The sequence below is a fragment of the Latilactobacillus sakei genome (genome assembly GCA_002953655.1).
Classification (GTDB): Bacteria; Bacillota; Bacilli; order Lactobacillales; family Lactobacillaceae; genus Latilactobacillus; species Latilactobacillus sakei_A.
Map to the genome: position 1 here is coordinate 64900 of CP025839.1, position 18148 is coordinate 83047.

Annotated in this window: 17 protein-coding genes and 1 tRNA gene; 14 read left to right on the forward strand and 4 right to left on the reverse strand. The window is 39.7% G+C overall.

Going from position 1 to position 18148, the window contains the following annotated elements; genetic code table 11:
* Window positions 1-7 precede the first annotated feature (7 nt).
* The 5 genes from C0213_00335 to C0213_00355 all read left to right on the forward strand — a co-directional run bounded on the left by C0213_00335 (window position 8) and on the right by C0213_00355 (window position 5412).
* Window positions 8-1369, forward strand: a complete 1362-nt coding sequence (locus C0213_00335; GenBank protein AUX10952.1) for an amino acid:proton antiporter — start codon at window positions 8-10, stop codon at window positions 1367-1369.
* A gap of 16 nt (window positions 1370-1385) precedes the next feature.
* Window positions 1386-2483, forward strand: a complete 1098-nt coding sequence (gene aguA / locus C0213_00340; GenBank protein ID AUX10953.1) for an agmatine deiminase — start codon at window positions 1386-1388, stop codon at window positions 2481-2483.
* A 15-nt stretch (window positions 2484-2498) separates the two neighbouring features.
* Window positions 2499-3434 carry a carbamate kinase gene (arcC, locus tag C0213_00345; GenBank protein ID AUX10954.1) on the forward strand — a complete coding sequence of 312 codons (936 nt, stop codon included), beginning with the start codon at window positions 2499-2501 and terminating at the stop codon, window positions 3432-3434.
* An 84-nt stretch (window positions 3435-3518) separates the two neighbouring features.
* Window positions 3519-4622, forward strand: coding sequence for an agmatine deiminase (gene aguA / locus C0213_00350; protein ID AUX10955.1), 1104 nt, complete (start codon window positions 3519-3521; stop codon window positions 4620-4622).
* 1 nt (window position 4623) lies between these two features.
* Complete coding sequence (locus C0213_00355) at window positions 4624-5412, forward strand: MurR/RpiR family transcriptional regulator (GenBank protein AUX10956.1); 789 nt, start codon at window positions 4624-4626, stop codon at window positions 5410-5412.
* An 83-nt stretch (window positions 5413-5495) separates the two neighbouring features.
* Here the strand turns inward: C0213_00355 and C0213_00360 are convergent, their stop codons facing one another.
* A complete protein-coding gene (locus tag C0213_00360; GenBank protein AUX10957.1) occupies window positions 5496-6065 on the reverse strand; it encodes an XRE family transcriptional regulator in 570 nt (189 codons plus the stop codon).
* 509 nt (window positions 6066-6574) lie between these two features.
* Here C0213_00360 and C0213_00365 point away from each other — a divergent pair.
* Window positions 6575-7129 (forward strand): resolvase, encoded by a 555-nt coding sequence (locus tag C0213_00365; protein AUX10958.1) that lies wholly within the window; start codon window positions 6575-6577, stop codon window positions 7127-7129.
* Between the two features lie 142 nt (window positions 7130-7271).
* Here the strand turns inward: C0213_00365 and C0213_00370 are convergent, their stop codons facing one another.
* Window positions 7272-7793 (reverse strand): hypothetical protein, encoded by a 522-nt coding sequence (locus C0213_00370; GenBank protein ID AUX10959.1) that lies wholly within the window; start codon window positions 7791-7793, stop codon window positions 7272-7274.
* A gap of 110 nt (window positions 7794-7903) precedes the next feature.
* Window positions 7904-7979: transfer RNA gene (locus C0213_00375), tRNA-Lys, on the reverse strand.
* Window positions 7980-8219: 240 nt separating this feature from the next.
* Between C0213_00375 and C0213_00380 the strand changes: the two genes are divergently transcribed.
* The 8 genes from C0213_00380 to C0213_00415 all read left to right on the forward strand — a co-directional run bounded on the left by C0213_00380 (window position 8220) and on the right by C0213_00415 (window position 17037).
* A complete protein-coding gene (locus C0213_00380) occupies window positions 8220-8933 on the forward strand; it encodes a DNA-binding response regulator (GenBank protein AUX10960.1) in 714 nt (237 codons plus the stop codon).
* Window positions 8934-8942: 9 nt separating this feature from the next.
* Window positions 8943-10841 carry a cell wall metabolism sensor histidine kinase WalK gene (gene walK, locus C0213_00385; protein AUX10961.1) on the forward strand — a complete coding sequence of 633 codons (1899 nt, stop codon included), beginning with the start codon at window positions 8943-8945 and terminating at the stop codon, window positions 10839-10841.
* A complete protein-coding gene (locus C0213_00390; GenBank protein ID AUX10962.1) occupies window positions 10831-12162 on the forward strand; it encodes a hypothetical protein in 1332 nt (443 codons plus the stop codon). The genes walK and C0213_00390 overlap by 11 nt, the downstream gene beginning before the upstream one ends.
* A gap of 4 nt (window positions 12163-12166) precedes the next feature.
* Window positions 12167-12988: a hypothetical protein gene (locus C0213_00395; protein ID AUX10963.1), complete on the forward strand. Its 822-nt coding sequence runs from the start codon at window positions 12167-12169 to the stop codon at window positions 12986-12988.
* A gap of 34 nt (window positions 12989-13022) precedes the next feature.
* Window positions 13023-13829, forward strand: a complete 807-nt coding sequence (locus C0213_00400) for an MBL fold metallo-hydrolase (GenBank protein ID AUX10964.1) — start codon at window positions 13023-13025, stop codon at window positions 13827-13829.
* 133 nt (window positions 13830-13962) lie between these two features.
* Window positions 13963-15228, forward strand: a complete 1266-nt coding sequence (locus C0213_00405; GenBank protein ID AUX10965.1) for a serine protease — start codon at window positions 13963-13965, stop codon at window positions 15226-15228.
* Between the two features lie 530 nt (window positions 15229-15758).
* Window positions 15759-16238: a 23S rRNA (pseudouridine(1915)-N(3))-methyltransferase RlmH gene (locus C0213_00410; GenBank protein AUX10966.1), complete on the forward strand. Its 480-nt coding sequence runs from the start codon at window positions 15759-15761 to the stop codon at window positions 16236-16238.
* A 139-nt stretch (window positions 16239-16377) separates the two neighbouring features.
* Window positions 16378-17037 (forward strand): hypothetical protein, encoded by a 660-nt coding sequence (locus C0213_00415; GenBank protein ID AUX10967.1) that lies wholly within the window; start codon window positions 16378-16380, stop codon window positions 17035-17037.
* Between the two features lie 56 nt (window positions 17038-17093).
* Here C0213_00415 and add read toward each other — a convergent pair whose 3' ends face one another.
* Window positions 17094-18119 (reverse strand): adenosine deaminase, encoded by a 1026-nt coding sequence (add, locus tag C0213_00420; protein ID AUX10968.1) that lies wholly within the window; start codon window positions 18117-18119, stop codon window positions 17094-17096.
* Between the last annotated feature and the right edge of the window lie 29 nt (window positions 18120-18148).

An 18148-nucleotide genomic window follows, 5' to 3' on the forward strand; every position in this document is an offset into this window, starting at 1 on the left:
TGACAATATGGAAAAGAAAAAGTTTAAACTATTTGATGCCGTATTAATGTCGGTAGTCGTTGTCTTAGTCGTTGAATCGGCTGCACCAGCTGCTGCAATCGGACCATCGCAATTCTTTTGGTGGGGTGCCTTATTACTGTTTTTCTTCTTACCGTATGGCTTAATCTCTGCGGAATTAGGGACGACATATGATGATGAAGGTGGCATTTATGACTGGGTTAAACGGGCCTTTGGTCGCAAATGGGGCGGAAGAGCAGCCTGGTTATATTGGATTAATTTCCCCATCTGGATGGCGAGTTTAGCGGTCTTATTCAACGAAGTACTGGCACAAATTTTTCAGATTAAGATAGCGACACCTGTTGGGATCATTATTGAACTCGTCTTTATCTGGCTTGTCACACTCATTAGTTGTTATCCAATTGCGGATAGTAAATGGATTTTGAATTTAGCTGCGGTTGCCAAGGTAGTTATTATGCTTAGTGTAGGGGCACTTGGAATCTATCATGCTGCTACGCAAGGATTAGCTAATGATTTTTCTGGGACAGCGATGTTGCCCAAATTTGATGCGACGAGTCTCGGGTATATCTCAGTCATTTTGTTTAACTTCTTAGGTTTTGAAGTGGTTGCAACAATGGCTAGTGATATGGAAAATCCTAAGAAACAAATTCCCCAAGCCATTATCTGGGGTGGTGTCTTGATTGCTGTCTTCTACTTATTTGCCGCTTTCGGGATGGGCGCTGCAATTCCAAGCAGTCAACTATCGACATCCGGTGGCTTAATGGATAGTATTTTACTATTGGTTGGTCATCATAATTGGTTTGTGGTTTTAATTGGCATTCTTTTTATGTACACACTAGCAGCCAACTTAATTTCGTGGTCAGCCGGCGTTAACTATGTTGCATTATATGCTGCTAAGAATAATGATTTACCCCGCGTTTTCCAAAAAACGAGCGCTAAAAATGGGATGCCAGTCGGGGCAACATTCTTAAACGGCATTATCGCAACGATTTTAGTAGTCGCCGCACCATTTATTCCCAATCCCAATATTTTCTGGGCTTTCTTCTCACTGAATGTGGTCGCTTTACTAGGGTCATATATGTTGATGTTCCCATCATTTTTAAAACTCAGAAAGATTGATCCAGATCGTAATCGGCCTTTTAAAATCCATGGTAATGCAGTGATTATCCGCTTGATGACTTACGTACCCTTAATTTTATTGGGCTTAACCTTAATCTTAACGGCGGTGCCATTAAACGGCAGTTACGCAGAGTTAAATAGTAAGTTACCAATCTTAATTGGGACGATTGTCACTATCATTATTGGAGAAATTTGTATCAGACACGCTGAAAAACAAGTTGATCAGAAATAGAAAGGAAGTTAGTACTATGAAAACATTACAAACATCGCCTAAAAAAGACGGTTACCGCATGCCCGGTGAATTCGAAGCTCACAAAGGCGTTTATCTTTTATGGCCAGAACGACCAGATAATTGGCGCGAAGGGGCTAAGCCAGCCCAAGCAACTTTTGCCAAAGTCGCTGAGACAATCGCCCAATTCGAAAGTGTGACCGTTGGCGTTAGTGATCGTCAATATACAAATGCCCGGCACATGTTGGCTGATAATATCCAAGTTGTTGAAATGTCGAATAACGATTCTTGGATCCGTGATTGTGGGCCAACATTTGTGGTCAATGACAAGGGTGACAGTCGGGGTGTTGATTGGACATTTAACGCTTGGGGCGGCCTTGTTGATGGCTTGTATTTCCCATGGGACAAGGATGACCGTGTCGCTCAAAAGGTTTGCGAAATCGAAGGTCGCGATCGTTATCGCTTGGATGATTTTGTTTTGGAAGGTGGTTCAATCCACGTTGATGGTGAGGGCACATTACTCGTAACCGAAGAATGCTTATTATCTGATGGCCGTAATCCACAACTTTCTAAAGATCAAATTGAAAGTATTTTGAAAGAATATCTCAATGTTGAAAAGATTATCTGGTTGAAAAAGGGAATCTACCTAGATGAAACAAACGGTCATGTTGATAACATCGCCAATTTCGTCAAACCAGGGCACGTTGTCTTGGCTTGGACCGACGATCAATCAGATCCACAATACGCAATTTCAAAAGAGAACTATGACCTATTGATCAATGAAACGGACGCTAAGGGCCGCAAGTTACAAGTTGAAAAATTATACTTGCCAAAACCAATTTTAATCACGGAAGCCGAAAGCCAAGGTGTTGATACAGTTGACGGGACGTTACCACGTTTAGCAGGGGACCGATTAGCTGCTAGCTACGTTAACTACTACACTGCAAACGGTGGGATTGTCTTTCCATTATTTAATGATCCAATGGATGAAAAAGCACAAGAAACACTTCAAAAATTATATCCAGATCGCAAGATTGTTGGTGTGCCAGCCCGCGAAATCTTATTAGGTGGCGGCAATATTCACTGTATCACCCAACAAATTCCGGCCGGTCGTTAGAATAGGGGTCTAGTGATGGCAAAAATCGTAGTAGCGCTTGGCGGCAATGCTATTTTAGCAAATGATGCCTCCGATACAGCACAAAAAAAGGCAGTCAAAGCGACTGTCAAAGAATTAATCAACTTTGTTGAAAATGGTGATCAACTAATCATTACGCATGGTAACGGTCCACAAGTCGGGAATCTATTGTTGCAACAACAAGCAGCTGACAGTGATAAAAATCCCGCAATGGCTTTAGACACTTGCGGTGCAATGACGCAGGGGAGTATTGGTTATTGGTTCCAAAATGCAATGCAGGAAGAATTAGCACTCAGAAAAATTGATAAAAGCGTGGTGGCGATGGTGACGCAAACCATCGTAGCAGCTGATGATCCAGCATTTCACCAACCCACTAAACCAATCGGGCCTTTTTACGAAGCAGCAGCGCTTAAAGGGCTTCAAGAAAAGCACCCTGATTGGCAAATGATGGAAGATGCCGGCCGTGGCTATCGGCGCGTGGTACCTTCACCACAACCTGTTGAAATTAAGGAATATCCGGCAATCAAGAAAGTGATTGAAGCAGGTATTATTCCAATTATCTCTGGCGGTGGCGGGATTCCCGTTGTTAAATCTGGTGATCAATTAATTGGCACCGAAGCCGTGATTGATAAGGACTTTAGTGCCGCTAAAATTGCGGAACTTGTTGAGGCTGATCAATTAATTATTTTGACCTCTGTTGGCGGCGTGTTTTATCGCTTTGGGAAACCAGACCAAGAAGAGATTTTTGATGTTACTGCTCATGAAATTCAAAAGCATATTGATGCCGATGAATTTGCTAAAGGCAGTATGATGCCTAAGGTTAAAGCAGCTGTTCAATTCGTTAAAAAAACCGGTAATCCGGCCGTGATTGGTGCATTAGATGATGTTCGCCAAATTATCACAGGCGATAAAGGAACCGTTATTCATCAGTAGTTTTCAAAGCAGCGACTAGTCGATTTTCTAGTCGCTTTTTGGGTTATAATCAAGCAATATGAGAGAGCAGAATGGAGTGGCACAATGAAAATCGTAGGGACTACCCCTAAAGAAGATCAATACTATCTACCAGCAGAAACAAAACGCCATCGTGAATCGATTATGATGTGGCCGGAACGTTCAGATAATTGGCGCAACGGGGCCAAACCGGCCCAAAAAACCTTCGCGGAAATTGCGACCATTATTAACCGTTACGAACCAGTAACGATGTTAGTTTCAAAAGAACAATATCAAAATGCGCGCTACGCGCTACCCGCAGATATCCGAGTGATTGAGATGAGTTATAACGATGCTTGGATTAAGGATATCGGCCCAACTTATTTATTAAATCAAAAGAATCAAATTCGGGCGGTTGATTGGCGTTTTAATGCTTGGGGCGGTTTAGTGGATGGCCTTTATTTTCCTTGGGATATGGACGATCAGGTTGCACAGAAATTATGTGAGTTAACCGGCATCGATTATTATCGTCTAGAGAATTTTATTTTAGAAGGCTGTGCCTTTCATACAGATGGTGAGGGCACGCTGATTGTAACTGAAGAGTCAATCCTCTCAGAAGGTCGCAATGGCACACTTACTAAAGCTGAAGTCGAAGCTGTTTTAAAAGCTTATCTAGGCATTGAAAAGGTGATTTGGTTAAAACTAGGCTATTTTATGGATGAAACCAATGGGGATGTTGATAATATGCTTAGTTTCGTGCGCCCTGGGGAATTGTTACTAACTTGGACGGATGACAAAACGGATCCACAATATGCCAGCTCAGAAGAAGCTTATCGCATTCTAGAAGCCGCGACAGATGCTAAGGGACGGCACTTTAAGATTCATAAGCTACAAATGCCTAAGCCGCTGTTTGCGACCCAAGAAGAAAGCGCAGGTGTTGATCCAATCAATGGGCTCTTACCACGCTATCCAGGTGACCGTTTAACTGCTAGTTATGTTAATTACTACGCGCTAAATGATGCGATTATCGTACCTGTTTTTGATGACCCCCAAGATACCGTGGCAATTCAAAAATTGGCGCAACTTTTCCCAGATCGCAAGATAGAACCAGTATACGCAAGAGAACTACTATTGGGTGGCGGGGATGTTCACTGTGTTGTTACGGCAGTACCTGCATATACGGAGGCTTAAAATGAATTTTTTTGAAATTATTAATGCGAATGTTGAGAAGTTAAATAAAAATGAACAGATTTTACTAGATTATGTCATTAAAAATATGGATGGCATTAAAAATCGTAGTATTCGTGAATTAGCCGCCGAATGTTTTGTATCGACGACGACGTTTTTACGCTTTGTTCGTAAAATTGGCTTCTCTGGTTATAGTGAGTTTATCACCGTTATTAAATATACGATTTTAAATCAGAATCAAACTGATGAAGTGAATCCGTTTGTGGTGAATCAAGTGGCTTACAGAGCTGAATATCTCAAGAATATTAATGAAACGGTCCGCGTCTTAGATAATGATAAGTTAAATGCAATTGTGACGTTAATGACAAAAAAGCCCAAGCTGTATTTTTTCGCAAAAGGTTTTAGTAAGTATGCTGCGGAATATATTGAATACCTATATACCTTAAAAGGCTTTATTGTAATCTTTCCGAAGAATTATGAACAACGCCAGCTTGCTTACCGAAATATTAATCGAGATGATATCTTGTTTGTTTTTAATTACGAAGGTGAAGATAAAGAATTAATTGAGATTTTGCAAATTATTGAACGCAAATGTCAATATGCAAAGTTAGTGTCAATTACAGGTGCCAATAATAATACGCTTCAAAATATGAGTGATATCAATCTTTATCTGTTTACAGACGAACTGTACCAGCATCAAGTTGAAATGACATCGCATGTTTCATTAATTGCCATTATGGAACTCCTGTTGTATCAATATAATGAAGTTGAAGAACAGCAAATTGTGCAGTGAAAAAATATAAAAAAGAAGCTTTCCCTAGATACTGGTCTAGAGGGAAGCTTCTTTTTTATTACCGGGGAAATAAAGCGGATGAATCAAAAAATAACCGTTAGTAGACTGCCTAGCACAAAGAGTAAAATCACTATCCAGATAATTTTACCGGCTGGATGGTTAGGATTAATTGTTAGTCCGATACCAACCACCTTAGGAATCAGAAAGGGTTGCTTAGTTCCAGGTTGCTTGGGATAAAATTGAGCAGTTTTAAAATAGCTTAAGATAACGAGGACTGTTGTAAAAATCAAGACGAAGAATCCCGTTAGCTGCTCATTAAATTGAGCTTTAAAGAAAATAGGGCCAAGGGCGATCATGATCAGCCCGGATAGGGTAAGTAACAAAACATAATCTAATAAATGCCCTCTTTTTTGTCGATTGATTAACTGGTAATCGTTAGCGACTTTATTGAGATACTGGGTATCTTTCTTCAACATATCGTCGAGCGATAAACCATACAAATTACTGATGGCGACTAACATCGGGACATCAGGATAGTTTTTGCCATTTTCCCAGTTCGAAATAGTCTGGCGGGTTGTGTGTAGTTGATTCGCGACGGCCTGTTGGGTTAAATGTAGAGCAAGACGGCGTTCTTTAAGTATTGTGGCTAGCATGACTAATCCTCCAAAGATTGTAATTAGTCTTAGTATAAGGAGATTGGAGCTGATTTAAAAGCAAGCGATATTTGCGAACCGTTAATGAAAAATAATTTATTCTTTTTGATTGTTAATAGTTGATTTTTAGAATAATATGGCTAGTATTTCAAAATATTTAATAATAATTGTGCAAAATTTAATATAGACCGTGCTTTTTGATAACGATTTTAAAGGAAACGACTATTAGAGTGCAATTTCAATGATTATTAATATTTTAATAAACTTGCTTAGAGATAATTCATAACAGGAAGTGTTTGGGCGTATAACTTTTACCGAGATGATGCCTGTGATAACTTATAGGTATAATAAAATATACAAAATAAAAAAATAATGTGTAACTAGAAGTAAAAGGCGTATCGATATAGTTCTTGAATGTAATGTTTACAAAATGTAAATATAACCCTTGCTAATCATCGCTCATCTTTTAAAATTAGTTTGTGCATCAAATTTTAGGAGGTAACACTATTATGAAATATGGCTATGCGAGAGTGTCTACAATGGGCCAGAATTTAGATACACAAATCGAGCAACTAAAACAGGCTGATTGTGACAAAATCTATTCCGAAAAATTTACCGGAACAACGACGGACCGGCCTAAATTTAAGCTGCTTCTTAAAAAACTGAAACCGGGAGATACTTTGGTTGTAACAAAATTAGATCGATTTGCCCGGAACACAATCGGCGCGCTAAGTATTACAAAAGAGTTGTTTGCTCGTAATATTAAGGTTACGATTTTAAACATGGGGACAATTGAAGATACGCCGACTGGTAATTTAATGCTGACGATGCTTAGTGCCTTTGCACAGTTTGAGCGAGATATGATCGTAACAAGAACGCAAGAAGGTAAGGAAGCTGCCAGAATGAAAAATCCAATGTATCATGAAGGTCGGCGACAAAAATATACCGATCAGCAAATTGAAAAAGCACTTAAAGATATTGAAAGAGGACTAACGTTCCAAGAGGTTAGTTTAAAAACTGGCATTAGTATCTCTACACTAAGACGCCGTGCCGTAAAGGCCTGACACAAAAGCCCGCTTATCTTTTCAGATAGGCGGGCTTTATTTGACGGATAATCTTTACTTAGATTTGATGGTTGAAATTTATACAAGCGAGGATAGGTCTAGGATGACTATTCTAATTTTTATGAGGGTCTCCATTTAATTATTATTTATATAGACCGATAATGGTTTGTAGAATAGCAATTATAGATGTAGTAATTGTTGAAATAGCAGCTATTAGCTTCCAAATGAAATCTCCACCAAATTTATGTGAAAGAGCAGAGAGTTTCTTTAAAATGATAAATATAAAATATGAGACAATTAGACAGCCTGTCAAAAGGGAATAATACGATACATAGCTTGACTGTTTAGACTTATAAAAAAAAGAAAATAGAATAATTGTTAATACGACTAGCATGAGATTCACAGCGATTCTTAAGAGAGACATAGTAGTATCTTTATCATTTGAAATGGCGATTAAAATACCAATAATTTCCACTGAAAGGAGGAAATGCATGCAGATAATAAGTAATATACTATTAGCTAGAGGGCTAGATTTAATTAGAGTAGAGATTGCTACACTAGGAACAAAAATAAGTGCATTGATAATTAATATATAGATAATAGAGAGAGCATTATTTTTGATAATCGTCTGTAGTGCTTTTAGAGTTGCTGTGATTTTTTTCATATGTGAAATACTCCGCTTGAAATTTTTGAATTGATTTAATGTGCTTATATTAATAAAAAAACAGTCATAACGATGCAATTGCATCATTATGACTGTTTATCATGTATACTTGATGGGTGGTCAGGGGATCGAACCCTGGACCCACGGATTAAGAGTCCGTTGCTCTGCCAGCTGAGCTAACCACCCATGTGATTTAATGTCTCATGCCTTACGACTTAAATATCATACCATAGGAATTAGCAATCTGTAAACAGTTTTTTTTATTTTTTTCAAAAAAATTGTTGTGGGAGTAAGTAGCAAGCGATTCAGGTCCTTTAAATATCGTTAATGACGTGTTTATAGCGGGCTTGAAAACGAGACCAGATTTTGAATTGCATTCTTAAAATGAGTATAATAGAAGACAAAGCATCCAAGGAGGATACTAAAATGGCTAAAAAAATATTGGTAGTTGATGATGAAAAACCCATCTCGGATATCGTTAAGTTTAATTTAACGAAGGAGGGCTATGATGTTTACACAGCTTATGATGGGGAAGAAGCACTGCAACAAGTAGAAGAAGTCGTACCGGACTTAATCTTATTAGATTTGATGTTACCTAAGGTTGATGGGCTTGAAGTCGCCCGCCAGGTACGCAAATCACACGATATGCCAATTATTATGGTAACAGCTAAAGATTCGGAAATTGATAAAGTGATTGGATTAGAATTAGGGGCCGACGACTATGTCACAAAACCATTCTCTAACCGAGAATTAGTCGCGCGTGTCAAAGCTAATTTAAGACGGCAAGGGTCCACTAGTCAATCTGATAAAGAAGCAAACGAAGAAAACCACGAAATTAATATTGGCGATCTCACGATTCATCCAGAGGCTTATATTGTGTCTAAAAGAGGTACAAAGATTGAATTAACACATCGTGAGTTTGAATTATTACACTATTTAGCTAAACATATTGGGCAAGTGATGACGCGCGAACATTTATTGCAAACTGTTTGGGGTTACGACTATTTTGGGGATGTCCGTACAGTGGATGTCACGGTTCGTCGTTTACGGGAAAAAATTGAAGACAATCCTAGCCATCCAGAATGGTTAGTAACGCGTCGTGGTGTTGGTTATTATTTAAGAAATCCTGAGCAGGAGTAAGTTTAACGCATGAATAAAAAAATTCGGTTATTCCAATCAATCCATTTCAAGATTGCAATTGTTTTTGTCTTGTTGCTACTAGTGACACTAGAGGTGATTGGGGCTTCATTTGTTAAGCAATTGGAATACCAAAATGTGAAAGATTTTAAGCAGTCATTACAGGTGACACCCTATGTTCAAAATCAACTAAGTAATGAGTTGATGAGTAATAGTGGTAACGCGAATAAGAATATCAAGGATATTATTGGTGATATGGGCAACTCTGCTGAAATTCAAGTTGTCGATAATAAAGGGACTATCCGGGGTGTTACCAATCTGAATAGTCAAAGTACTATTGGGCAGAAGACCCGTAATCCGCGTGTCAAGCAAGCAATTTATTCGGGGCATTCTGAACAAGAGGTCGCCTATAGTGAAAGTCAAGGCAGCTATTATACGGCGATTCAACCGTTAACTGACCCTAATGGTGATAGTAATACCGTAGTCGGTGCGGTTTATATCCGAGCCAGCATGGAAGAGGTTTATAAAGGGATTTCATCGATTACGGTTATTTTCTTAACCTCATCTCTTGTAGCAGGTTTATTAGGAATGGCCTTATCGATTGTTATTTCCCGGGCAATAACGCGTCCGATTGATGAAATGAAGAAACAAGCGATTCAGATGGCGCGCGGCGATTATTCTGGTCAAGTACGCATTTATGGGCAAGATGAATTAGGCCAGCTAGCGATTGCGGTCAATAACTTGTCAGTTCGGGTCGAAGAGGCGCAAGAGGCGTCTGAATCTGAGCGTCGGCGACTGGACAGCGTCATGAGTCACATGACTGATGGGGTAATTGCGACTGATCGGCGGGGGAATATTACGATTATTAATGAAACCGGTCAGGATTTCCTCAATGTGACGAGCGATGGTGTCTTAGGTCAATCGCTCTTAAAAGTGCTTAAAATTAGTGAAGAATATACACTTCGCGATTTATTAGAAACCCAACAAGTGATGGTCTTGGATTTTTCAGATCAACAAGATCATGACTTGATTTTGCATGTCGATTTTTCATTGATCCAAAGAGAAACCGGCTATATCACGGGCTTAGTCTGTGTACTGCATGATGTGACGGAACAACAAAAGAATGAGCGGGAACAGCGTGAATTCGTTTCAAACGTTTCTCATGAATTGCGGACACCGTTAACGAGTGTCCGGAGTTATATCGAAGCGCTCAATGATGGCGCTTGGCAAGATCCTGAAGTCGCGCCGAACTTTTTAAAGGTCACGCAGGAAGAAACTGATCGGATGATTCGGATGATTAACGATTTATTGAGTTTATCGCGGATGGACCAAGGGACCGCTAAAATGAATTTAGAATTTGTTAATTTAAACGAATTCTTTGGCTATGTGCTTGATCGGTTTGATATGATGATTAAACGGGATCAAGAACATGATAACAATGCAACGCCAAGAGGAACGGGCAAGTTACCAACGGATGATCCTAACAAAAAATACAGTATTACGCGGGACTTTACCAAGCGAGATTTGTGGGTCGAAATTGATACCGATAAGTTCATGCAAGTCGTCGATAATATTATGAATAATGCGATTAAGTATTCACCAGATGGTGGGGTGATCACTTGTCGCTTATTGGAAACTCACCGGCATGTCATTTTAAGTATTTCTGATCAAGGTTTAGGGATTCCACGTAAAGACTTAGGGAAAATTTTTGATCGCTTCTACCGGGTCGATAAAGCTCGTTCCCGTAAACAAGGCGGGACTGGTTTAGGTTTGGCCATTTCAAAAGAAGTTATCGAAGCGCATAATGGGCGTGTTTGGGTTGATAGCCAAGAAGGCAAAGGCTCAACATTCTACATTTCGCTACCATACGAACCAATTGATTCTGATGGAGGTGATTGGGATGAAATTTAATAGTTTTGTGATGCGAGTCATCCTGATTGCTTCAATCGTTTTGAGTATTATTTTATCTTGGAAAATCTGGACGAATAACACGCATTATGAACGACGGACAGATAGCCAAACAACGACTAAAGCGGTGAGTCGCAAGTCTGATCGCAAAATTAGCGATATCTTTTTACCAACGCAAATTCTGTGGCGGACCAATCAACAGAGTCAGCTCGTTTACAATTCAAAAGAAAGCTTAGTGCCCAAGTTGAAAGAAGCGATGAAATTGGCTAAATCAGCACGGTTTAAAGCGTCTAAGTTAAGTGAAGCCAATTATTATCAGGCGATTACGACTGATGATACATTGACCTTGTTGTATCCGGACAATATTTCGTATGCGGTCTTTAAAAAGGTATTTGATGACAGTAACAATCAATTGAGTCGCAATACGACCTTTAATCGCGTTAAAATAACGATGGGGACTAAGCCACAGCTGACATTGATGAACGATAAGAGTCACATGATTTACCAGACAACGATGCGTCAATTTTCAGTGGCGCAAGTCAAACAAATTTTAGATCACTCAGATGTGCATTTAAACGTTAAAGAGAGTCTGTTAAATCATAAACCGTTTATTTATGTGGCCGCTAATCAGTCACTTTTACCTTATAGTTATTTAGTGAACCAACAACCTGAAAATTATTATATTACAACCTTGTTGGATCAAAAGAATACGGATAATATTGATGCTAAAGAACAAGGTGACAACGTCATTTATACGGATGGTGCCAATAACGATTTATACAAGCGACTAACGATTAATCATAAAACAGGTGAAATTGCCTATGTGAAGTATGAAGATACCAAGTCACCGACAGGTTTAACAAAGAGTTTCGAGGCTAGTTTTGAGGCGTTGTTGAAGACGGGCAATTCATTATCCGGTATGCGTTTTTATAGCTATGATGAAGATACCAATTCGACGACTTATCGCACCTATGTAGAAGGCTTCCCAGTCTTTTACCAGACTAATTTTGGTAGTGTTAAGGTGCAGCTATTACCAACCGGTCAACGGGTCGATTTTTCAAATTATAGTTTACAAGTGCCAGTACCAGCGGGTGATAAGCCAGTTACTTTACCAAGTACGCAAGCTGTTTTAAATCAGATGACTAAAAATGGTTTCTTACTAGAGAATATTGACAATATCCAAGTTGGCTATGAGTGGACACAAGAAACAAGTAACGACCAAGTGATAGATCTTAATCCGACCTATTTTATTCAATATAAAGGTGCTTGGCGTAGTCTTAGTGCATTATTAGCACAGAAAGCAGAATTGACCGAAGGGAGCTAGACAAATGGATTTTCGCAGAATTGAAATGATTTTTATTGCCATTTTTATTGCGCTCGATATCTATTTGTTTATGTCGCTCAGTGGCAGCCAAACGACCAATTCGGCTTCTATTACGAATCGTTCGCAAACCAGTCAGATTTTAAAAGATTTAAAAGATGATCAAATTACGGTTAAGAGATTATCGAATCAAAAGCGGGAAAGTTATTACTTAGCTAGCCGCCAAGCGGATCAGACTGGGTTGGAAGCCGCGAGTGCTAAGTTAACTGGACAAACGGCGTCATTTGATAAATCGAGACTGACACTCACTAGCGTTCTCGATAAACCGTTGCGTTATAAAAAGGGACGGGCCACCTCAGTCATCAATGCCTTTTTGAAAGAGGGTAATAATGTTTACCAAGCGGATCAGTATCGCTATTCAAAAGCGTTATCGAGCAATCAACAAGCTGTTTATGTTCAAAAAGTCCCAGGTGGACAAATAATGGATGAACATGGGCAATTAATTTTTACATTAGATGATGGCCAAATTAGTCAGTATACACAAACCTATATTGATAAGGTGCAAATTCTACGTGAAAAAGAGATGACCAAGATCTCCGCACAAGGGGCGGTCGTTGATTTATACACGGATAATGAAATTCCGAATAACTCTAAAATTTTGTGGGTTCAACTAGGCTATAGCGCCCTATTAGACGCTAATAGTAGTACGGTTTATGTACCAGCATGGCAAATCGCCATTGAAAATAAGAGTACCAAAAACGTCGTCGTCAAGCGCATCAATGCGTTTACCGGCGCTTTAATGAAGAATCGTAGCGAAGTATCATCATAAGAATCAGTGAAAAAGCCAAGGGGATAGCGGATAAATGGTAGAAAAAGATGAAATGCGGGTTAGCGTCTTAGCCAGCAGTAGTTCAGGCAATACAACTTTTATTGAAACACCAACTCAAAAAATATTAGTCGATGCGGGAATGAGTGGCAAACGTGTTCAGGATTTAATGCATAGCATTGGTCGGGATTTAAAGGATGTCGATAGTTTGTTAGTGACGCATGAACATCGCGATCATAGCAGTGGTGTGGGTGTCTTAGCTCGTCGTTACGGGATCGATGTGTATGCCAATCAACCGACTTGGGATGCGATGGCGTCAATTATTGGCACCGTCCCTGATGAACATAAGCACGTCTTTGAGATGGGTAAAACAAAAACACTCGGCGATATTGATGTTGAAAGTTATGGGGTTTCACACGATGCCGCGGCGGCGCAATTTTATCAATTTCATCATAACAACCGGGCCTTCGCAATTTTAACGGATACGGGGTACGTTTCGGATCAAATCAGAGGGACTATCGAGAATGCGGATGCTTATTTGGTGGAATGTAATCACGATTTGGAAATGTTACGAATGGGTAAGTATCCTTGGTCGTTAAAACAACGGATTCTTAGCGATACTGGGCATCTCTCGAACGAAGATGGTGCTTCAGCCTTAATGGCTTTTATGGGGCAGCAAACCAAGCGTGTTTTCCTAGGGCATTTAAGCCAAGAAAACAATATGAAGGAGTTGGCCCACTTAACGGTGGCGTCAATTTTAGAACAACATGATTATGGTGTTGGCACGGATTTTGAAATTTTGGATACCGATCCAGCGATTGCAGACCCTTTATTTGTTGTTTAAGCATAAAAGCGTTAAAATACCGCTATAAAAACAATTTAAAATTCGTAACTTGTTCATGAATTTTTCAAATTTAAATTTTATGATAGAGATAATCAATAAACAGAATAAAATTAGAAAGTTTGGGTGATTTAGGATGAATCAAAATTCAGGATTAATGAAAACAGCAATTGTTGCGGTTATTTCAGCGTTGATTGGTGGTGGCGTAGCCTATGCCGGTTTTTCGAAAATGGGTAATGCCGCTAATGATGTCACGACTACCACACAAACACCTACCAAAGCTGGGGCCACTAAGATTAGTAATATCAAGGTTAACTCATCATCTCAAACAACAACGGCTTTCCAAAAAGTTAATACATCGGTTGTTTCAGTTGTGAACTTACAAAAACAACAACAATCAACTGGCGATTTGAGTGAATTATTTGGTTCAGGAAGTTTGAGTGGGAATAAGAGTAATGCCAAGAGCAATAGCAGTGATTTAGAAGAATCTAGTGAAGGCTCCGGTTTAATCTACGAGAAAAAAGATGGCAAGGCTTATATCGTCACGAATAATCACGTGGTTGCCGATTCTGATAAAGTTGAAGTTATTCTCAGTGATGGTACAAAATTAGAAGCCACTTTAGTCGGGACGGATGCAATCTCTGATTTAGCGGTCTTAAAAATCGATGGCGCCAAAGTGAAGAAAACAGCTACTTTTGGTGATTCAGACAGTATCAAAGCTGGTGAATCAGTTCTTGCAATTGGGTCGCCTCTAGGATCAGAATACGCAACTTCGGTTACACAAGGGATTATTTCAGCTAAGAAGCGAACAATTGATGTGACTGATGAATCAACCGGTCAAACAACTGGTCAGGCAACGGTTATTCAAACCGATACAGCGATTAACCCCGGGAACTCAGGGGGCCCATTAGTTAATATGGCTGGCCAAGTCATTGGGATTAATTCAATGAAATTAGCTTCGAATGGTGAAACCTCTGTTGAAGGGATGGGCTTTGCCATTCCAAGTAACGAAGTGGTTAAAATCATTAATCAATTAGTGGCTAACGGGAAAGTTGTTAGACCAGCGCTTGGGATTAGTGTGATTGATCTCACTAACATCTCATCAGCCCAACAATCATCAGTCCTTAAGTTACCATCCTCAGTTAACAGCGGAGTAGTTGTCGCTTCTGTCAGCGGAAATTCAGTTGCTAAGAAAGCGGGCATTAGTAAATATGATGTGATTGTCGGCCTAGGTGGTAAGACTGTTTCAAGTGTGGCTGACTTACACACTATTTTGTATAATTATGCGATGAATAGCACCACTGAAATTCAGTATTATCACAATGGCAGTTTGAAAAAAGCAAATGTTAAATTGACACAAGCTGCTTCAGATAACACAGCAACAACGAAACAAGCTAATTAAAAATGAAGAAGCACTGCCGGTATTCTCCGGGAGTGTTTTTTTTTGCTTGCAAATTAAAAAGAAGTTCGTCAAGGAGCCAAGGACGTGAATTGTTAAGTTTTAAAAAAGTCAATGTGGATAGTCAAAAAGCAATAACGGTAGCTTCTTGTGGATAAGTCTGTGGATTGTGGGTATAACACGGAAAAATAAGCCCCGATGTTATCCACAAGTTAATAAATGAAAAGTGGATAACTTTTTAAAATTAAAATAAATCGATCCTAAATACTGATTCTAAAGCATTTGAAAATGGATACACAGTAGTGCGAACAATTAAAAATCAGTGGATAACTTTTTTTATCAGAAAGCGTTGCAAAAATTGGGATTCGATTATTTAGTGGTTCAAAAAAATTAAACCACAAGACTTGGGACGAACACTTGTGCATATGTGGACAACTTTTGTGGATAACATGTACTTTTCGGTGAATTACTGTGAATAGCTTTTTTTTAGCATCGATTTCGCCTAAAATAGAAGTATTAGCTAGGAGGACGTTATGAATATCAAAATTATCACAGTTGGGAAACTGAAAGAAAAATACTTAAAGGCGGGCATTGCGGAATACGCCAAACGATTAAGTAAATTTTGTAAATTTGAAATCATCGAAGTGGCAGACGAAAAGGCGCCAGAATCTTTAAGCGAGGCTGAAATGACGACCGTTAAAGATAAAGAAGGCGAACGGATTTTAGCTAAGGTGAAGGATAAGGAACACGTGATTGTGTTAGCCATTCATGGTAAACAACGCGCGTCAGAAGAATTCGCAAAAGAAATTCAAAATTTGGCAACTTATGGCACATCGGATATCACCTTCATCATCGGGGGCTCACTCGGAACAAGTGATGCCGTCAATAAACGCGCTAACGATGCCTTATCGTTTGGCAAATTGACGTTACCCCATCAATTGATGCGGTTAGTTTTAACGGAACAGATCTACCGGGCATTTATGATTAACCAAGGATCGCCGTATCACAAATAAGAAAATTGAGAGCCCAGACAAATTTTGTCGGTGGTTCTTTTTTTATACTTGCTAAAGTGACATATTATGTCGGGATGATTTTATATACTTTAGTTATCGAGATGTGTAATCTCAATTAAGGTATTTGGGGGCTATTAGTATGAATAAGAAATTAATGATTAGTTTAGCAACGGCGACGCTTCTTTTGTTGGTGGCGTGTGGGCAACAGGCTGATTCTACGAAGACAAGCAGCAACAGTCACAAGACGGCGCAGTCGGAAAAACGGGCTAAAAAGCAAAGTGAATCAAAATTGCGGGCTCAAAGTAGCGCCAAAAAACAGGCTTCAAAAGCGTCTGCTAAAGCGATGAGCGAATCTCGTGAAAAGGCCGCGGTTGCAGCATCAACAGCAGCAGTTCAATCAGCTGAAGCGGCAAGTAGTGCAGCGGCTAGTGAACAAGCGGTATCGGCAAGTTCAGCGTCAGTTGCTCAACAAGCATCAGCAACGGCGGCTTCTAAAGTAAGTGAATCACAACAAGCAGCGAAACAAGCTAAGCAATCTGCGATTAAACCAGTCACGCAAGCAGAGGCGATTGAAGCTGCTAAGAAGGTATTTAATGGTATTGATATTATTGTTTCGCATAATGGCACTTTTAGTAGTCAACCTGATGGTTCAATGACGGCCCACGATTACTCTGGGGCACAAGGGGAGGATTTCTGGACCTTTACGCCGAATGCGGATGGCACGATTACGGTTCTTTCGAAGTTTGGCTCTGTCAAAGGTGGCGAACAACAAAGTCAAACGCATGTGGTGCCAAGATAAGCACTAACCCAAAAAGCGCGTTAAGACAATTTGTCTTAACGCGCTTTTTGAATATCTTATTTTTGTAAGTAATCTGCGACATAAGCGTCGATTTCTGCGAGGTAGGTTTGTTTTTGGAAATCACTAATCCACGCTGTTTCAAATGAGTTCTTTGCAAACTGAACAACTTGGTCAATCGTTAAGTCGTTTTTAGTAGCGATGGCTTCGTAATTATCGTTGATGTAGCCGCCAAAGTAGGCTGGATCATCAGAATTAATTGAGACTTTAACATTGTGATCAATCAATTCGAGAACTTCTCGATCCTTCATATCATCGGCAACAAGGCGGTTAGAAAGGGGGCAAGAGGTTAAGCCGATTTTAAGTTGTTCGACCCAGTCAACCAGGTCCGGATTTTCAACGATATTGGTACCATGATCGAGGCGTTCAACGCGAATGATTTCGAGGGCTTGTTGAATGTGTTGGATTGAGTCCACTTGATCGATATCGGCATGCATTGTAATCCGATAACCTTGAGCAACCGCATCACCGTATTCTCTAAGGAACTTCAATGGTGGATTGTGATGTTCGTCAGAGTCTAAACCAATACCAAGGATTTTAGCTTGGTAAGGTTTGGCAATTTCTAGTAGTTGGCGCGCTGACTCTGCGGAAAGATCGCGGAGGAAACACATGATTAAGTGGGCATCAACGTTGAAGGCGCGGGCATCGACACAGGCGCGATAAAAGCCATTCACAACGGCTTCAAAAGATATGCCGCGTGTCATATGAGCTTGGGGATCAAAGAACAATTCGGCATAACGGACATTTTCTTGGTGGGCCTTTTTCAAATAAGTTAACGCCAATTGATAGAAGTCAGCTTCAGTTTGTAAAACGTTCATTGCGGGGTAATAAACCGCAAGAAATGATGCGAGTGAGTTGAAGTTGTAGCTTGCTTGAACTTCTTCGATCGTACTTTGGCCGATATCAACACCATTTTTTTGCGCAAGGGCCAATTTCAATTCGGGTTCCAATGTGCCTTCTAAATGAAGATGTAATTCTGCTTTAGGTAAACCATCAATAAAGTCACGGGTTGCCAATTGTGTCATAAAATCTGCCTCCTAATGAATTAATAACT